Source organism: Lewinella sp. JB7 (assembly GCF_024297185.1).
Taxonomy (GTDB): Bacteria; Bacteroidota; Bacteroidia; order Chitinophagales; family Saprospiraceae; genus Neolewinella.
Window position 1 is genome coordinate 39,723 of sequence record NZ_JANCTD010000014.1, and the last position, 13,375, is coordinate 53,097.

General features: G+C 60.8%; 15 protein-coding genes. 5 read left to right on the forward strand and 10 right to left on the reverse strand.

Annotation, left to right across the window (positions count from 1 at the left end; genetic code table 11):
• Positions 1-12: 12 nt before the first annotated feature.
• From NMA52_RS18150 to NMA52_RS18160, 3 genes are read left to right on the forward strand one after another with little or no spacing between them, the layout of a single operon-like run.
• Complete coding sequence (locus NMA52_RS18150) at positions 13-762, forward strand: bifunctional precorrin-2 dehydrogenase/sirohydrochlorin ferrochelatase (RefSeq protein WP_254829130.1); 750 nt, start codon at positions 13-15, stop codon at positions 760-762.
• Entirely contained in the window at positions 762-1,448 is a 687-nt protein-coding gene (locus NMA52_RS18155) for a phosphoadenylyl-sulfate reductase (protein ID WP_254829131.1), read from the forward strand. Before NMA52_RS18150 ends, NMA52_RS18155 begins: the two co-directional genes overlap by 1 nt.
• 49 nt (positions 1,449-1,497) lie before the next feature.
• A complete protein-coding gene (locus tag NMA52_RS18160; RefSeq protein WP_254829132.1) occupies positions 1,498-2,538 on the forward strand; it encodes an NAD(P)/FAD-dependent oxidoreductase in 1,041 nt (346 codons plus the stop codon).
• A 66-nt stretch (positions 2,539-2,604) separates the two neighbouring features.
• Here the strand turns inward: NMA52_RS18160 and NMA52_RS18165 are convergent, their stop codons facing one another.
• The 7 genes from NMA52_RS18165 to rplS form a co-directional block, all read right to left on the reverse strand.
• Positions 2,605-3,471 (reverse strand): alpha/beta fold hydrolase, encoded by an 867-nt coding sequence (locus NMA52_RS18165; RefSeq protein WP_254829133.1) that lies wholly within the window; start codon positions 3,469-3,471, stop codon positions 2,605-2,607.
• 84 nt (positions 3,472-3,555) lie between these two features.
• Complete coding sequence (locus NMA52_RS18170; protein ID WP_254829134.1) at positions 3,556-4,215, reverse strand: O-methyltransferase; 660 nt, start codon at positions 4,213-4,215, stop codon at positions 3,556-3,558.
• Positions 4,205-4,522 carry a hypothetical protein gene (locus tag NMA52_RS18175; protein ID WP_254829135.1) on the reverse strand — a complete coding sequence of 106 codons (318 nt, stop codon included), beginning with the start codon at positions 4,520-4,522 and terminating at the stop codon, positions 4,205-4,207. Before NMA52_RS18175 ends, NMA52_RS18170 begins: the two co-directional genes overlap by 11 nt.
• A gap of 67 nt (positions 4,523-4,589) precedes the next feature.
• Positions 4,590-5,606 carry a hypothetical protein gene (locus tag NMA52_RS18180; RefSeq protein ID WP_254829136.1) on the reverse strand — a complete coding sequence of 339 codons (1,017 nt, stop codon included), beginning with the start codon at positions 5,604-5,606 and terminating at the stop codon, positions 4,590-4,592.
• Positions 5,607-5,763: 157 nt separating this feature from the next.
• Positions 5,764-6,336 (reverse strand): LUD domain-containing protein, encoded by a 573-nt coding sequence (locus NMA52_RS19290; RefSeq protein WP_254829137.1) that lies wholly within the window; start codon positions 6,334-6,336, stop codon positions 5,764-5,766.
• Positions 6,326-7,699, reverse strand: a complete 1,374-nt coding sequence (locus NMA52_RS18190) for a lactate utilization protein B (protein WP_254829138.1) — start codon at positions 7,697-7,699, stop codon at positions 6,326-6,328. Before NMA52_RS18190 ends, NMA52_RS19290 begins: the two co-directional genes overlap by 11 nt.
• A 178-nt stretch (positions 7,700-7,877) precedes the next feature.
• Complete coding sequence (rplS, locus tag NMA52_RS18195; protein ID WP_254829139.1) at positions 7,878-8,225, reverse strand: 50S ribosomal protein L19; 348 nt, start codon at positions 8,223-8,225, stop codon at positions 7,878-7,880.
• A 232-nt stretch (positions 8,226-8,457) separates the two neighbouring features.
• On the opposite strand from rplS, the gene NMA52_RS18200 reads away from it, so the two are divergent.
• Positions 8,458-8,853, forward strand: coding sequence for a DUF4783 domain-containing protein (locus NMA52_RS18200; RefSeq protein WP_254829140.1), 396 nt, complete (start codon positions 8,458-8,460; stop codon positions 8,851-8,853).
• Here the strand turns inward: NMA52_RS18200 and NMA52_RS18205 are convergent.
• Genes NMA52_RS18205 through hemH form a run of 3 tightly spaced genes read right to left on the reverse strand, consistent with a single transcriptional unit; the run spans position 8,833 to position 11,573 of the window.
• Positions 8,833-9,825, reverse strand: coding sequence for a glycosyltransferase family 9 protein (locus tag NMA52_RS18205; RefSeq protein WP_254829141.1), 993 nt, complete (start codon positions 9,823-9,825; stop codon positions 8,833-8,835). The two genes, NMA52_RS18200 and NMA52_RS18205, sit on opposite strands and share 21 nt — an antisense overlap.
• Before the next feature lie 24 nt (positions 9,826-9,849).
• Positions 9,850-10,491, reverse strand: coding sequence for a dethiobiotin synthase (gene bioD / locus NMA52_RS18210; RefSeq protein WP_254829142.1), 642 nt, complete (start codon positions 10,489-10,491; stop codon positions 9,850-9,852).
• Positions 10,491-11,573, reverse strand: coding sequence for a ferrochelatase (hemH, locus tag NMA52_RS18215; protein ID WP_254829144.1), 1,083 nt, complete (start codon positions 11,571-11,573; stop codon positions 10,491-10,493). Before hemH ends, bioD begins: the two co-directional genes overlap by 1 nt.
• 73 nt (positions 11,574-11,646) lie before the next feature.
• Here hemH and NMA52_RS18220 point away from each other — a divergent pair, with 73 nt between their 5' ends.
• Positions 11,647-12,408: a hypothetical protein gene (locus tag NMA52_RS18220; RefSeq protein WP_254829146.1), complete on the forward strand. Its 762-nt coding sequence runs from the start codon at positions 11,647-11,649 to the stop codon at positions 12,406-12,408.
• Positions 12,409-13,375: the final 967 nt, after the last annotated feature.

A 13,375-nucleotide genomic window follows, 5' to 3' on the forward strand; every position in this document is an offset into this window, starting at 1 on the left:
TCGTACCCACCCATGACCAACCCCCTGTACCCCGCATTCTTTCGCCTGGACCGCCTGCAGATGCTGGTCGTCGGTGCCGGTCAGGTAGGGGAAGAAAAACTGAGCTTTATCCTGAAGAGCAGTCCCAACGCCCGGGTAACCGTCGTGGCACCCTGGATGGGGCAGGAGCTGCGTGAGCTACTTGACGGGCAATCCGGAGAGGCGGGGCCGCAGGAGCCTACATCCCCGGAACGGCCGGCCAACCGGTGGCATACCGCGGCCGGTGGAATGGTCACCTGGTACCGCCGGGAATTTCGGCCGGACGACGTCCTGGAAGCGGACCTGATCGTCGCCGCCACCAATTTCCGTAACGTGAACCACGCGGTGTGGGAAGCCGCCCGCACCCACCGCCGCCTATGCAATATTGCCGATACGCCCGACTTGTGCGACTTTTACCTCGGAAGCATCGTAACGCGCGGACCCCTGAAGGTAGCCATCAGCACCAACGGACAAAGCCCCACCTTCGCCAAGCGTTTCCGCCAGTGGCTGGAGGCGGAGTTGCCGGAAGCCGAAACCACCGAACTCATCGAAGGGCTCCGGCTGTTTCGCGATCGGCTGACGGGGGATTTCCAGTCTAAAGTCCGCGAACTCAACGCCCTCACGAGCGGTTTACTTGCCTCGGCCCGCTCGGAGCGCCGCTGCCCACCCGGAGGCTGCCTGCTGGCTACCGCCGCCGGAGATGAAAATACCCCCTTAACGCCGGATGAAAACACCCTGAATTGATGAGCTTACCCCACTCCGACACCGCCGTCACCTTTAACCTGGCCGCGCTGAATGAAGAGTACGCCACCCTGGATTTTCAGGAGCGTATCCGACGCCTCTACGACTATTTCCCCGTCGAGGACGTTTTGTTTACGTCCAGTTTCGGGACGAAGTCCGTAGTCATGCTGACGCTCGTCAGCCGGGCCAACGCCGCCCAGAAAGTCCACATGCTCAATACGGGCTACCACTTTCCGGAGACGATGGCCTACCGGGACACCCTCGCCCGGCTTACCGGTCTGGAGGTCGTGGAGATCCTTCCCGACCCGGAAAAGCACGCACTGACCCGCGACACCAAAATGTGGGACAGCCAGCCCGGTCGGTGCTGCCACTACAATAAGGTGTTGCCGTTGCGCGCCGTCAAAGCCCGCCACAAGGTGTGGATGTCCGGCGTACACAGTTACCAAACCATGAACCGGGCGGCCATGGAGATTTTCGAGGAAGTCGACGGACTCATCCACTTTCACCCGCTGATCGACATCGAGGAGGGGGAATTCCTTTACCTGCTGGAAAAGGATAAGTTGCCCCGCCATCCCCTGGAAGCCCTCGGGTACGGATCCATCGGTTGCACCCACTGCACCCGTCCCGGGCGGGGGCGTGCCGGTCGCTGGGCGGGCAAAGACAAGGATGAGTGCGGCTTACATACCTGATCGCCAGCCCGTTGAACCGGATCCCCTCAAGACACATTAAAGATATATCATGATTCAGACCGATATTTTGATCATTGGCGCCGGCCCGGTCGGCCTATTCACGGTTTTTGAAGCCGGACTGCTGAAGCTCCGCTGCCACCTGGTAGATAGCCTCGGACAACCCGGCGGACAGCTCACCGAGATCTATCCCAAGAAGCCCATTTACGATATCCCCGGCTTCCCCAGCGTTCTCGCCGGCGACCTGGTGGATAACCTGATGGAACAGATTAAGCCCTTCAATCCCGGATTCACCCTCGGCGAGCGTGCCGAGAAACTCCGGCAGGTAGGCGATAAGATGTACGAGCTCACCACCAGCCGCGGCACCGTCATTCAGGCCCCCGTGATCTGCATTGCCGGTGGACTGGGCTGCTTCGAACCCCGCAAACCCCCCATCCCCAACATCGAACGCTTCGAGGATAACGGCGTCGCTTACGTGATTCGTGACCCCGAGGTGTACCGCGACAAGCGCGTACTCCTGGCCGGCGGTGGTGATTCCGCCCTGGACTGGACCATCTTCCTCGCCGACGTAGCCCGTGAGGTGACCCTGGTGCACCGCCGCGACAGTTTCCGCGGAGCCCTCGACAGCGTGGAGAAAGTCCACGAACTGGCCCAGGCCGGCCGCGTCAACCTCGTCACCAACGCCCAGGCCGTCGGAATCGTCGGAACCGACGAAGTAGAGGGCGTCGCCATCCGGCACAAGACCGGCGAGGAAGTCGTAGTTGCGGTGGACGACTTTATTCCCCTCTTCGGCCTTTCTCCGAAACTCGGCCCGATCTCCGACTGGAACCTGACGATCGACAAGAACGCTATTGAGGTTGATACCCGCGATTACAGTACCGGCGTACCGGGCATCTACGCGATCGGTGACATCAATACCTATCCGGGTAAGCTCAAACTAATTCTCTGCGGCTTCCACGAAGGCACCCTGGCCGTGCAGTCGGCTTTCAACTATATCTACCCCGACAAGAAGCTCAGCTTCAAGTACACCACCGTTAACGGCATCGAAGGTCTTCCCAAGGAAGAAGAGGTTGCCGCCGCTGCTACGGCATAAATAAAAAAGCCGGCCGCTTCCTACGGGAGCGGCCGGCTTCTTGTTTATGGGGTTCCGGATCGACGATCAGTTTACGTTGATCTCGCGACGGGTGGTGGTCTTCGTTTTTACGAAGGCCAGAATATCCCGATTCAACCGATCCCGGTGGGTGTAGAACAGCCCGTGGGGAGCATCGTCGTACTTGTGGTAGACGGCGTTGGGAAGAAGTTCACTCGTAGCGTCACCACCGACCTTAACCGGAACGATCTTGTCGTCCTCTCCGTGAACGATCAGGGTGGGGATGGTCACCTTCCGTAGGTCCTGCCGGAAGTCAGTCTTTCCGAAGGCCGAAATGTAATCGATCGCGGCGGTACTGGAGCCGGTCAGGGCCATACCGAGCGTCCAGGCCTGGAAGGCGTCGCTCACGGGGTGGCTGAGAAGGCCGATGCCGTAGAACTGCTTTGCCCAGTTGGCCAGGAATTCGGGACGGTCCTTTCGGATCCCGTCGATCATGCCCTGAAACACGCTCCACTCCACGCCCTCGTGGTCGTCGGTTTTGAGCATATAGGGCGTGACGGAGCTGACGAGTACGGCCCCGGACAGCCGGTCCTCTCCGTACTTTCCGATGTACCGGGCTACTTCGCCGCCGCCCATGCTAAATCCTACGAGCGTTACGTCGCGGAGGTCAAGCTCCGTTAGTACGGCGTTCAGGTCGTCGGCCAGGGTATCGTAATTATAGCTGTCGCCGATCTTGGAGGAGTAGCCGAAGCCCCGCCGGTCGTAGGCGATGCAGCGCAGACCCTCCCGGCTGAGGGGCTCGAGTTGGTACTCGAACATGTCTCCGCACAGCGGCCAGCCGTGGATGAATACGACGGGCTTACCGTTGCCGTACTCCTGGTACCTGATCTTTACTTCCTTTCCCGATTTCGTGTCTTTCGTGGTGATGAATTGCATTCTGTGTTGTTTATAGTAATGAAGTGTGAATATCACACTCGTTACTATATGTTCTCCGACCCCGGGGTGTTCGGATCAGGAGACTCAGTCCAGGGTTTTGCGGGCTACCGACAAACCGTCGCGGAGCGGCAGCACTACCGTAGTGAAGCGATCGTCGTCGCGTACCCGCCGGTTATATTCACGCAGCGCCGCGGCGTCCCGATCGGGTGCATTCCGGCCCACCTTGCCGTCCCAAAGTACGTTGTCGGCGAGCAGCAGACCACCGGGACGGAGACGCTCGGCCAGCACGTCGAAGTAGTCCGGATAACTCTGCTTGTCGGCATCGAGGAAGATAAGATCGTAGGGGCCGGTCAGATTTTGCAGTTGCGACTCAATCTGTCCTTCATGAAGTGTGACCATCTTGGCGTAGGGAGATTGCGCAAAGTGACGGCGGGCTAACCAGGCCATTTCCGGGTCGCCCTCGATGGTATCGATTGTTCCCCCCGCTGCCAGTCCCTCGGCCAGACACAGCGTGCCGTATCCGGTAAAGGTGCCCAGTTCCAGTACGCGGTGGGGGCGGTGTATCGCGGAAAGCATGGCCAGGAAGCGGCCCTGCAACGTACCCGTGATCATTTGGGGGGCCAGCGTACGCAGGTGTGTTTGCCGTTCTACCGTATGCAGGTAGTCGGGAACCGGTCCGCTCATGGCCCCGGCGTATTCGGCCTGGGGATCTATGCGGTCACGCCGGGTAGGTTTACCACGCATCTTCGTCGTCTAAGGGGGTGGTGGGGAAGGAGCGTTTGGTGCGGGCCCGGCGGCACTGCCGTTCGTACAGTAAACGGGCGAGCGTTTCGTGCGGGGGCGCGGGAGCAGCTGGATGCAGGGCGGCCGCTACTTCTTTTTCCGAAAGATCCAGGGTGTAGCAAAGGCTCATGAGGTACTCCATGCGGTGTACCATGAGTTCGGCTACGCGGTCCGCCAACCAAGCCAGCAACTCAGCTTCGGTCAATGAGCCCCGGGGAAGGTCGAAGTCTTTGCGGATCAGTGCGGCGGTGTGGGGGTCTACGGTCACGGCACAAAGATAAAGAGGGCTGCCCCCCCGGTGGGGAGACAGCCCTCTCTTACGAACGATGCCTTGCTTACTTCAGCTCCAGCTGGGTATTACCCACCAGGAAGCCTTTGTTGTACAGCTCGATGGTGTAGGTTCCTTCGGCAAACTCGGTGCCGGGAACGTTCCATTCGGCGCAGTGATTGGCCGCGTCGCCCTGGAAATCAAAGGGTACGGTCTTGGTGTAGGGGACCTGTTCACCGTCGTCGGTGGTCAGTACGCCGCTACCTTCGGCTTCGATGCTCATCGTCTCGCCGTTGGGGTTGATGATGCGCATCTGGAATGCCTCCTCCCCGGCGCGGGCGACGGCGTTATCCAGGCTGTTGAAGCAGACGTACAGCCGCTCTACGTTCTTGGCGTTGGTACGGGTAACCCAGCGGCCGCTGTTGCGCTGCTTTTGTCCCTCGGCGGTGATGTTATTGGTCTTGATCACGCTGGCGACATTCACCTTGCGGCTCAGTTCAGTATTTCTGGAAGCCAGTTGTTCGCGCTCACTTACCAGCACGGCACGCTCGCTATTCAGCTGCTCGTTGGTCTGCTGGCTCACCTGCAGGTCGCTGCTCAGCAGATCGCGCTCGGTGGAGAGGCGGTCGCGGTCCTCGGCCAATTTGGCGTTGGCGGCGCGCAGTTCCTCGAGTTCGGCCAGGTAGCCGGTGGTCTTGGTTTTGAGATCGGCCAGCTCACGGCGAGCGGCGGCCAGGTTACGCGAGTCGTTGGTCAGGCTGGTGATCTTCTCGTTCTGTAGGCGAAGCTCTTCCTTCTGCTGATCGATCATCGCGTTCAGTTCCTCGTTGCTGCCGCGCATTTCCTCGAGTTCGGCCAGCGACTCGTAGTACTGCTTCTCGGCCTGAGCCTTGAACTGCTCCATCTCTACCAGGTCGGTAGATAACTTCGCGTTGTCGGTTCCGCGGTTCATGAAACCGATGCCGAGCGCGATGAGGGCAATGAGGAGTACGCCGATGATTCCGGCAAGGAGGGGCGTACGGTTGGGTTTCGGCCGGGGAGCCGGGGTGAACTTAGGATCTGGATTACTCTGAATGGTAGCCATATGGCGTTGGTTTGATGATGGATGCCGCTGTACTGGTGCAATTGACGCGGACACCCGATAGGGGGCCTGATTGTTCAGTCAGGTGCGTTACTAAACGCTTTTCGACCGGTATGTATTACGGAAAAGTGTTAAAGTTTACGGTTCGTGTACGCTCCGGCTACCCCAGGCAGACCGTCAGGCTGCGCGGGCCGTGGGCGCCGATTACGAGGCTTTGTTCGATGTCCGCCGTCTTGCTCGGACCGGCGATGAAGACCCCGAAACCGGTTTCCGCAACGTCGATCCGTCGGTAAGCTTCGTGCATAGTACCCACCAGATCGGAAGTCCGCACGACCAGCACCAGGTGCTGGGTGATAAAGGGGAGTACCCGGTGCACGGCCTCCGTTTCGCTGACCCACATGGCGCCGTTTTCCGCTACGCCGAGGCGGGCCCTAAGTACCGTAACGTCCACGCCGGCCAGTTGCAGGGGGTCCGTGACCGTACCGAGATAGAGGTTGCCCGCCACTTCGGGAACCGTCGATACGATCGTTGCATCCGGACCGTATGCGGCTACGTGCCCGGATAGCGCGTCGGGAGTGATAAATCCGGATTTGCTACCGGTAAGTACGGCCCGAAAGGCGGGTTCCCATTGCTCCCGCGTCCCCGCCGCCGGATCGGGGGGGAGGGTAGGCAGGGCACGCGGACCGGGTTTGTTGCCGCGTATACGGCCGAGGATGTGGGACTTACTGCTCACGGCCGGACTTTGTACGGGCGTACCACTCCTTGAAGCTTTCTTCCGGAACTTCGGGTAGTTCGCGGGTTTCCCCCCACGGATTAAACTTATGGTACAGCAGCGAGCGGGGCGCGAGGCGCAGGGCCACGCGGGCCGCTTTACCCATGAAGTTGTACAGTCCTCCGCGACTCAGAACGGCACCGGCGCCCGCCAGGGGGAGTGTCTTCGAGCGCGGCAGATGGCCCGCCTCACTCACCAGCTGTCGCCACTTATAGAGCTGGTCGTGGATGTCGATCTTGACGGGGCAGACGTCCGAGCAGCTGCCGCAGAGCGTTGAGGCGAAGGCCAGGTCGCCGTGTTTTTTCAGATCGATACCCGGCGACAAAATGCTGCCGATGGGACCGGGAATGGTGTGGTCGTAGCTGTGGCCTCCGCTGCGGCGGTAAATGGGGCAGGTGTTCATGCAGGCCCCGCAGCGGATGCACTTCAGGCTGTTGCGGAAATCTTCCCGGCCGAGTTGTTCGCTGCGCCCGTTGTCGACGATAACCACGTGCATCTCTCCCCCCGGCTTCGGTCGGTGGTGGTGGCTGGTGTAGATGGTGACGGGTTGCCCGGTAGCGCTACGGGCCAGCAGGCGGGTAAATACCCCCAGGTGTTCGGCCCGGGGAATGATCTTCTCGATACCCATGCAGTGGATTTGCACCGGTGCCAGGTGAACGCCCATATCGGCATTGCCCTCGTTCGTGCACACCACGATGCCGCCGGTTTCCGCGACGGCGAAGTTGACTCCGGTGATCGCAGCATTGGCGGCCAGGAACTTTTCCCGCAAGTGTTGGCGGGCCGCTTCGGTGAGGTACTGGGGATCGCTGGCACCCACGTCGGTCCCCAGCTGCTCGTGAAAAAGCTGACCGATCTCCTCCTTCTTCAGGTGGATGGCCGGCATGACGATGTGGCTCGGTGGTTCCTTCCGCAACTGAATGATGCGCTCCCCGAGGTCCGTATCGATGACCTCGATGCCCCGCCCTTCGAGGTACTCGTTGAGGTGGCACTCCTCGGTCAGCATCGACTTCGATTTAACGATGCGCTCCACCCGGTGCCGGTGTAGGATGGAGTGCACGATCTCGTTATGCTCGGCGGCATCCCGGGCCCAGTGAACCGTGACGCCTTTCGCGGTGGCCCGGGCCTCGAACTCTTCGAGGTAGGTGTCGAGATTACTGAGCACGTTGTCCTTGATGTCGGAGCCTAGTTGCCGGAGGGCTTCCCACTCCGGGATGCCGTGTACCACCGCGTCCCGTTTGCCGCGGACGTGCCACAGGGATGCATCGTGCCAATCGGTGCGGGACTCGTCAAGCAGGAATTCGGCGGCGCGTTCGGCGTGGGTCATGACCGCAAGTTCGCCATTTCGGTCGGTAAGGGCATCCGGGAGTTACCTGCCCGGACCAAGGAAGCCTGAACAACACAGCCCGGCACCCACCACCCGTTGGACGGTTCAGAACCGTCCAACGGGTGGTGGGTGCCGGGCTGGGCAAGCGTGCCGGGACTCGACACGTATACCGACCGGTTTAGATGCGGCGCTCCTTGATGCGGGCTTTCTTGCCGACGCGGTCGCGCAGGTAGAACAGGCGGCTACGGCGAACCTTACCGTGCTTCACGATGGTGATGTTGTCGATGCTGGGGGAGGACATCGGGAAGATGCGCTCGACACCGACGCTGTTGGAGATCTTACGAACGGTAAAGGTCTTGGTCAGGCCTTCTCCCTTGATCTGGATCACGTCACCACGAAACTGCTGGATCCGGGACTTCTCACCTTCCGTAATCAGGTAGTCGACCACGACGGTGTCACCGGCGCGGAACTGGGGAAATTCTTTCTTTTTGCTGACTTGTTCGTGTACGAAAGAGATGGCGTCCATGGCTTCTGTAATTTTGACCGCTGTTTGCGGCCCGCAAAGGTAGTGTTAATTGTAACAAACAACAAACCGCCCCGGCATACTTTTCTGTTTCCTAGTAAAATAGCACCGGGCGGGTCCCGTTGTATGCAAGAACTTCCGGTACGGGTCGATTAATGCCGGGGGTTGTAATTTAACGTCACCTTATTAACCCGCTTGCCCTAAGCCCTTGTTTTATTCGCACAAACTTTACCCCATGAACTCCGTCCTGATCACCCTGGCCATCGTGCTCTCGCCCCTGCTGGCGACGGACCTGGTCCTAGCCCAAACCATCGGTGACATCACCAAGGCCCTGGGCAGCGGCAATACCGCTTCGCTGTCCGCCATGATGGATTCCGAGGTAGAATTAAGCTTGCTGGGCGACGAAAACCTGTATTCCCGCGACCAGGCCATCCAGAAGCTTTCCACCTTCTTTACCGCCAACACCCCTTCGGGCTTCAGCCAGGTGCACCAGGGCGCCTCGAAATCCGACAATGCAGAATACTGTATCGGTAACCTCAGTACCAGTGCGGGCACTTTTCGGGTCTACATCTACGTGGCCCGAAAGGGAGAAAAAATGGTGCTGCAGGAGCTACGATTCGACCGCGAGTAGCGCCGCCCGGGCGATGGCGGATAAGTCCTGACTCCGCATACACCGGAAGTGGCCCCGGGGACAGGCCGCATACCCAATCTTCGAGCAGGGCCGGCAATCGAGCCCTTTTACCTCCGCCACGACTGCCGCCGGCCCGTCCGGCAGGTAAGGATACATGCCCAGTTCGGGCACCGTATTTCCCCATACGCTCACGATGGGGCGCCGGTAAGCCGCCGCTACGTGCATCAGGCCGGTGTCGTGCGTGATGACTACGGCCGCCTGACGGACCAGGTCGGCCGACCCGTTGAGGGAGTACTTTCCGCAACCGTTCATAATCCCCGGTCCGCTCGCCGCGATTCGCTCACCCAGCTCCGCTTCCGCCGGCCCGCCCAGCAGGAGGACGGGGCAGGGCAGGGCCCGGCAGATATCCACCATCTGCTCCTCCTCCAGGCACTTAGTGGCGTGGGCCGCGCCAATCACGAAAGCCACGTAAGGGCCGGCCGGTGGGTCGACCCGCTCATTGGGGCCGATAAAATAGTCCAGTCCCTTGCCGTCATTAACGACGCCCAGCCCCGCCGCCGCCGCGAGGTAACGGTCCACGATGTGGCGGTCCGGCATCCGGTTAATCCGCAAGCGGGTCAGCAAGAACTTGCGCAGGTTAAGCTTAGCGAAGGTGGTGACCCGCGGCGGTCTGCGCCCGTTTCTCAGGTTACCGATAAGCAGGCGCTGCTTCAGTTCCAGGGTGCGCAGGTTGCCGTGCAGGTCGATCAGGTGAGTGAAGTGCTCGGCGACCAGCCCGGCGGCGATCTCGGAAAGGCGCCGGTCGATCAGCCACAAGCGATCGATGTGGGGATTATGACGGACGGTCGCCGCGAAATTCTCCTTGGTGAGAAAGTGGACCTCCGCACCGGTCTGTTCCTTTACGCAACGGACGACCGGCGAGGTCAGTACGATGTCGCCAATGGACGAAAAGCGGACGATGAGGATCTTCACGGACGGATTACGTTCACCGGCCGGTCATGATTCCGACGCCGGGGTCGCGAAGGTAAGCCGCGCGGCGGCGGCAAGCGTCTGAAGGGTTTTCGCGTCCACTACGGGCATTTCCGGCAGCGTAGCGAGGACGGGAACACCGCCCATTTTTTCGATGATGCGGGCCGATTCGGGGTTATCCCCACCACTGAAGACGATACCGGCAATCCGGCACCCCCGCGTCCGCAAGACCTCTATACTGAGCAACGTATGGTTGATGCTGCCCAGATAGTGACGCGAAACCAGAATCACCGACAGTCCGAGCCGAACGGCAAGGTCGATCATGCAGTCGTTTTCGTTGAGGGGGACCATCAGTCCGCCCGCCCCCTCCACGAGTAGGGGCCGGTCGCCGGAGTCCGGAAGAACGAAGTCGCCTAAACGGATTTCCACCCCGTCCAGGCGGGCGGCATAGTGGGGGCTGGCCGGCGTACGCAGGCGGTACCGTTCGGGATGGAAGCGATCGTCGGGCAGTCCGGTCCAGAATTTCACCCGGTCGGTGTCGCCGAAGTCAAGATCCCCGGCCTGCACCGGCTTCCAGTAGTCCGCGTCGAGGGTGAGCTGCAGAAAGGCACTCGCGACGGTCTTCCCGACCTCCGTACCGATGCCGGTGATGAAGTACGCCTGCCCCATTACGCGACCGTTTCCCGGGTTTCGGCACGGATCATGCTCACGAGGGCGTCGATCCACCGCGGGTCATCGTTGAGGCTGGGCACCAGGTCGATGCGCTCGCCGCCCCATTTCTCGAATTCTTCCTGGTACTCGACGCCGATCTCGATCGTAGTTTCCAGGCAGTCGGCTACGAAGGCGGGACTGAAGCACAGAATCTTTTTCGCCCCCCGTTCCTTCGCCCACTCCTCGAGTACGTCGATGGTGTAGGGTTTGGCCCAGTCGTCGAAGCCCAGGCGGCTCTGGAAGCTGGTCGTGTACCGGTCGGGGCTTAGGCCCAGGTCGTCGGCAATGGCCCGGGTGGTCGCGTGGCACTGAGCGCTGTAGCAGAACTGGTTGACGCGGGAGATGCTGTTGCAGCATCCGTCGACCACGTAGCAGTGGTTGCAGTCGTCGGCCTTTTTCAATTGGCGTTGGGGCAGACCGTGGTAGCTGAAGACGATGTGGTCGTAGCGGCTCAGATCGCCGAGGTCGCGGGCGTTGTCGGCAAAGACCCGGATCAGGTCGGGCTGCTCGTAGTAGCTGTTGACGAGCTTCACGTCGGGGATGGTCTGACGCCGGCTCAGCAGGCGCATCACTTCCTGGTGGACGGAGCCGGTCGTGGCACTCGCGTACTGGGGGAAAAGCGGAAAGACCAGAATGCTCGACACCTGCTCGGCCAGCAGTTCGTCAAGGGCGGACTCGATGCTGGGATTCTGGTAGCGCATGGCCAGGCGCACCACGTAATCGTCGCCCAGAGTGGCGGCTACCTTTTCCGTGACTACTTCACCGTAGTATTTGAGGGGGCTGCCGTTTTCCGTCCAGAGCTCCTGGTAGAGCTTCGTCGATCCTCCCGGTTTGAAGGGGTTGACGATGCCCGAGCGGATGGGGGCGATGATGCCGCGCACCAGCAATTGTTGGGCTACGCCGGGTAGGTTGTCGATCACCCGGGGGTCGGTCAGAAATTCTCCGAGGTAGCGGTTGACCGCCGAGGGGGTCGGGGCATCCGGGGTACCCAGATTGACGAGCAGCACGCCCTGTTTTCCGTAGTGAGGCTGGAGAGCCATAGAACGATCGATTATTATGGTGTGCTGAATTAACCCCGTAGCCTGCTTTCGGTTGTACACCGTAAAGTGTGCTATGTCCGTCTCCGCTTCCACCCGTACCTGGCGGTACCTGCTGTTGGTCACCTTCATCCTGGTGCCGATCGCCAATTATCTGCCCGTCGTCCTCGATATTTCCCAGGATCGGTTTACCGACGACGTGAGTACCCGGGTCGATGCGGCCGGCTATGGATTTTCCATCTGGGGCGTGATCTTCACGGGCATGCTCGTCTTTTCGGTCCTGCAGCTTAGGGTGGACCGGGAAACGGTGGCTTTACGACGGGCCTACCGCTTCCTTACCGTGGCCGGACTGGCGAGTATTGCCTTCGTCCCTATCAGCATCGTCGGCGATCAACTGTGGGGATTCGTGGATCTGCTCTGGCACCTCATGGCCCTTATCGGAGCCCACCTTGCCCTGCGCGCTCACGTACGGGAGGTGGGGCGTCCGCGGTACGGTTGGACCTATTTCGCCCCCTCCATGTACCTAGGGTGGATCAGCGCGGCAACGGTCATCTCCACCGCCCTGGCCCTCGACCAGCTGGGGGTGTCTTTCGCTCCGCAAACGGCTATTTACATCGCTACGGCCCTCGTAGTCGTCCTGATTGCACTGGGTACCTACCTTGGCCTGCGCGGCGACGGCATCTATGCCCTCACCGTAGCCTGGGCTTTGGTCGCGGTCGCCGTCGAACAGCGGGACGCGACACTCATATTCTGGGCGGGGATCGCGGGAGCTATAGGATTAGTAGGGCTGGCAGTATTTGGCATCGCGGGGCGGCGAAAATTCTTCTACGCCACCTAGGTTCTAGGCATTATTAGGTCGAGGCGTTTTACGCCGAGCAGCGCCGTGCGGCAGCGAAATCCGTGTTCAATCCGTGCCCATCCGTGGTGAAGCGTCTCGGACCGGAGGCCGCTCGACCTATTGCCTGCTCGACCTTACCCCCCCACCTGAGCCGTGCGGCAGCGCAATCCGTGAGAATCCGTGCCCATCCGTGGTGAAGCGTATCGGACCGGAGGCCGCTCGACCTACTACTCTGCTCGGCGTGCAACGCCTCGACCGGATCCGTGCGGCAGCGAAATCCGTGAGAATCCGTGCCCATCCGTGGTGAAGCGTCTCGGACCGGAGGCCGCTCGACCTATTGCCTGCTCGGCGTGCAACGCCTCGACCTGAGCCGTGCGGCAGCAAAATCCGTGGTAATCCGTGCCCATCCGTGGTGAAGCGTCTCGAACCGGAGGCCGCTCGACCCATCGCCCGCTCGGCGTGCAACGCCTCGACCTGAGCCGTGAGTAGCGAAATCCGTGGTAATCCGTGCCCATCCGTGGTGAAGCGTCTCGGACCGGAGACCGCTCGACCTATTGCTTCCACTCGGCGTGCAACGCCTCGACCCTACTTCTACCTGAGCCGTGCGGCAGCGCAATCCGTGTTTAATCTGTGCCTATCCGTGGTGAACTTGTCTCGGACCGGAGGCCGCTCGACCCATTGCCTGCTCGGCGTTCAACGCCTCGACCTGAGCCGTGCGGCACCGAAATCCGTGTTTGATCCGTGTCCATCCGTGGTGAAGCGTCTCGGACCGGAGGCCGCTCGACCCATTGCCTGCTCGGCGTGCAACGCCTCGACCTGAGCCGTGCGGCAGCGCAATCCGCGAGAATCCGTGTTTTCTATGATGCTTGCAAGTTTGGTTGATAATTTTTTTGATATGTAGTGCCCCGCCGCACGACGGCGAAGACGCGCTCGATGATTTTGTTCTTCACCGCGTTGGCCACCACCC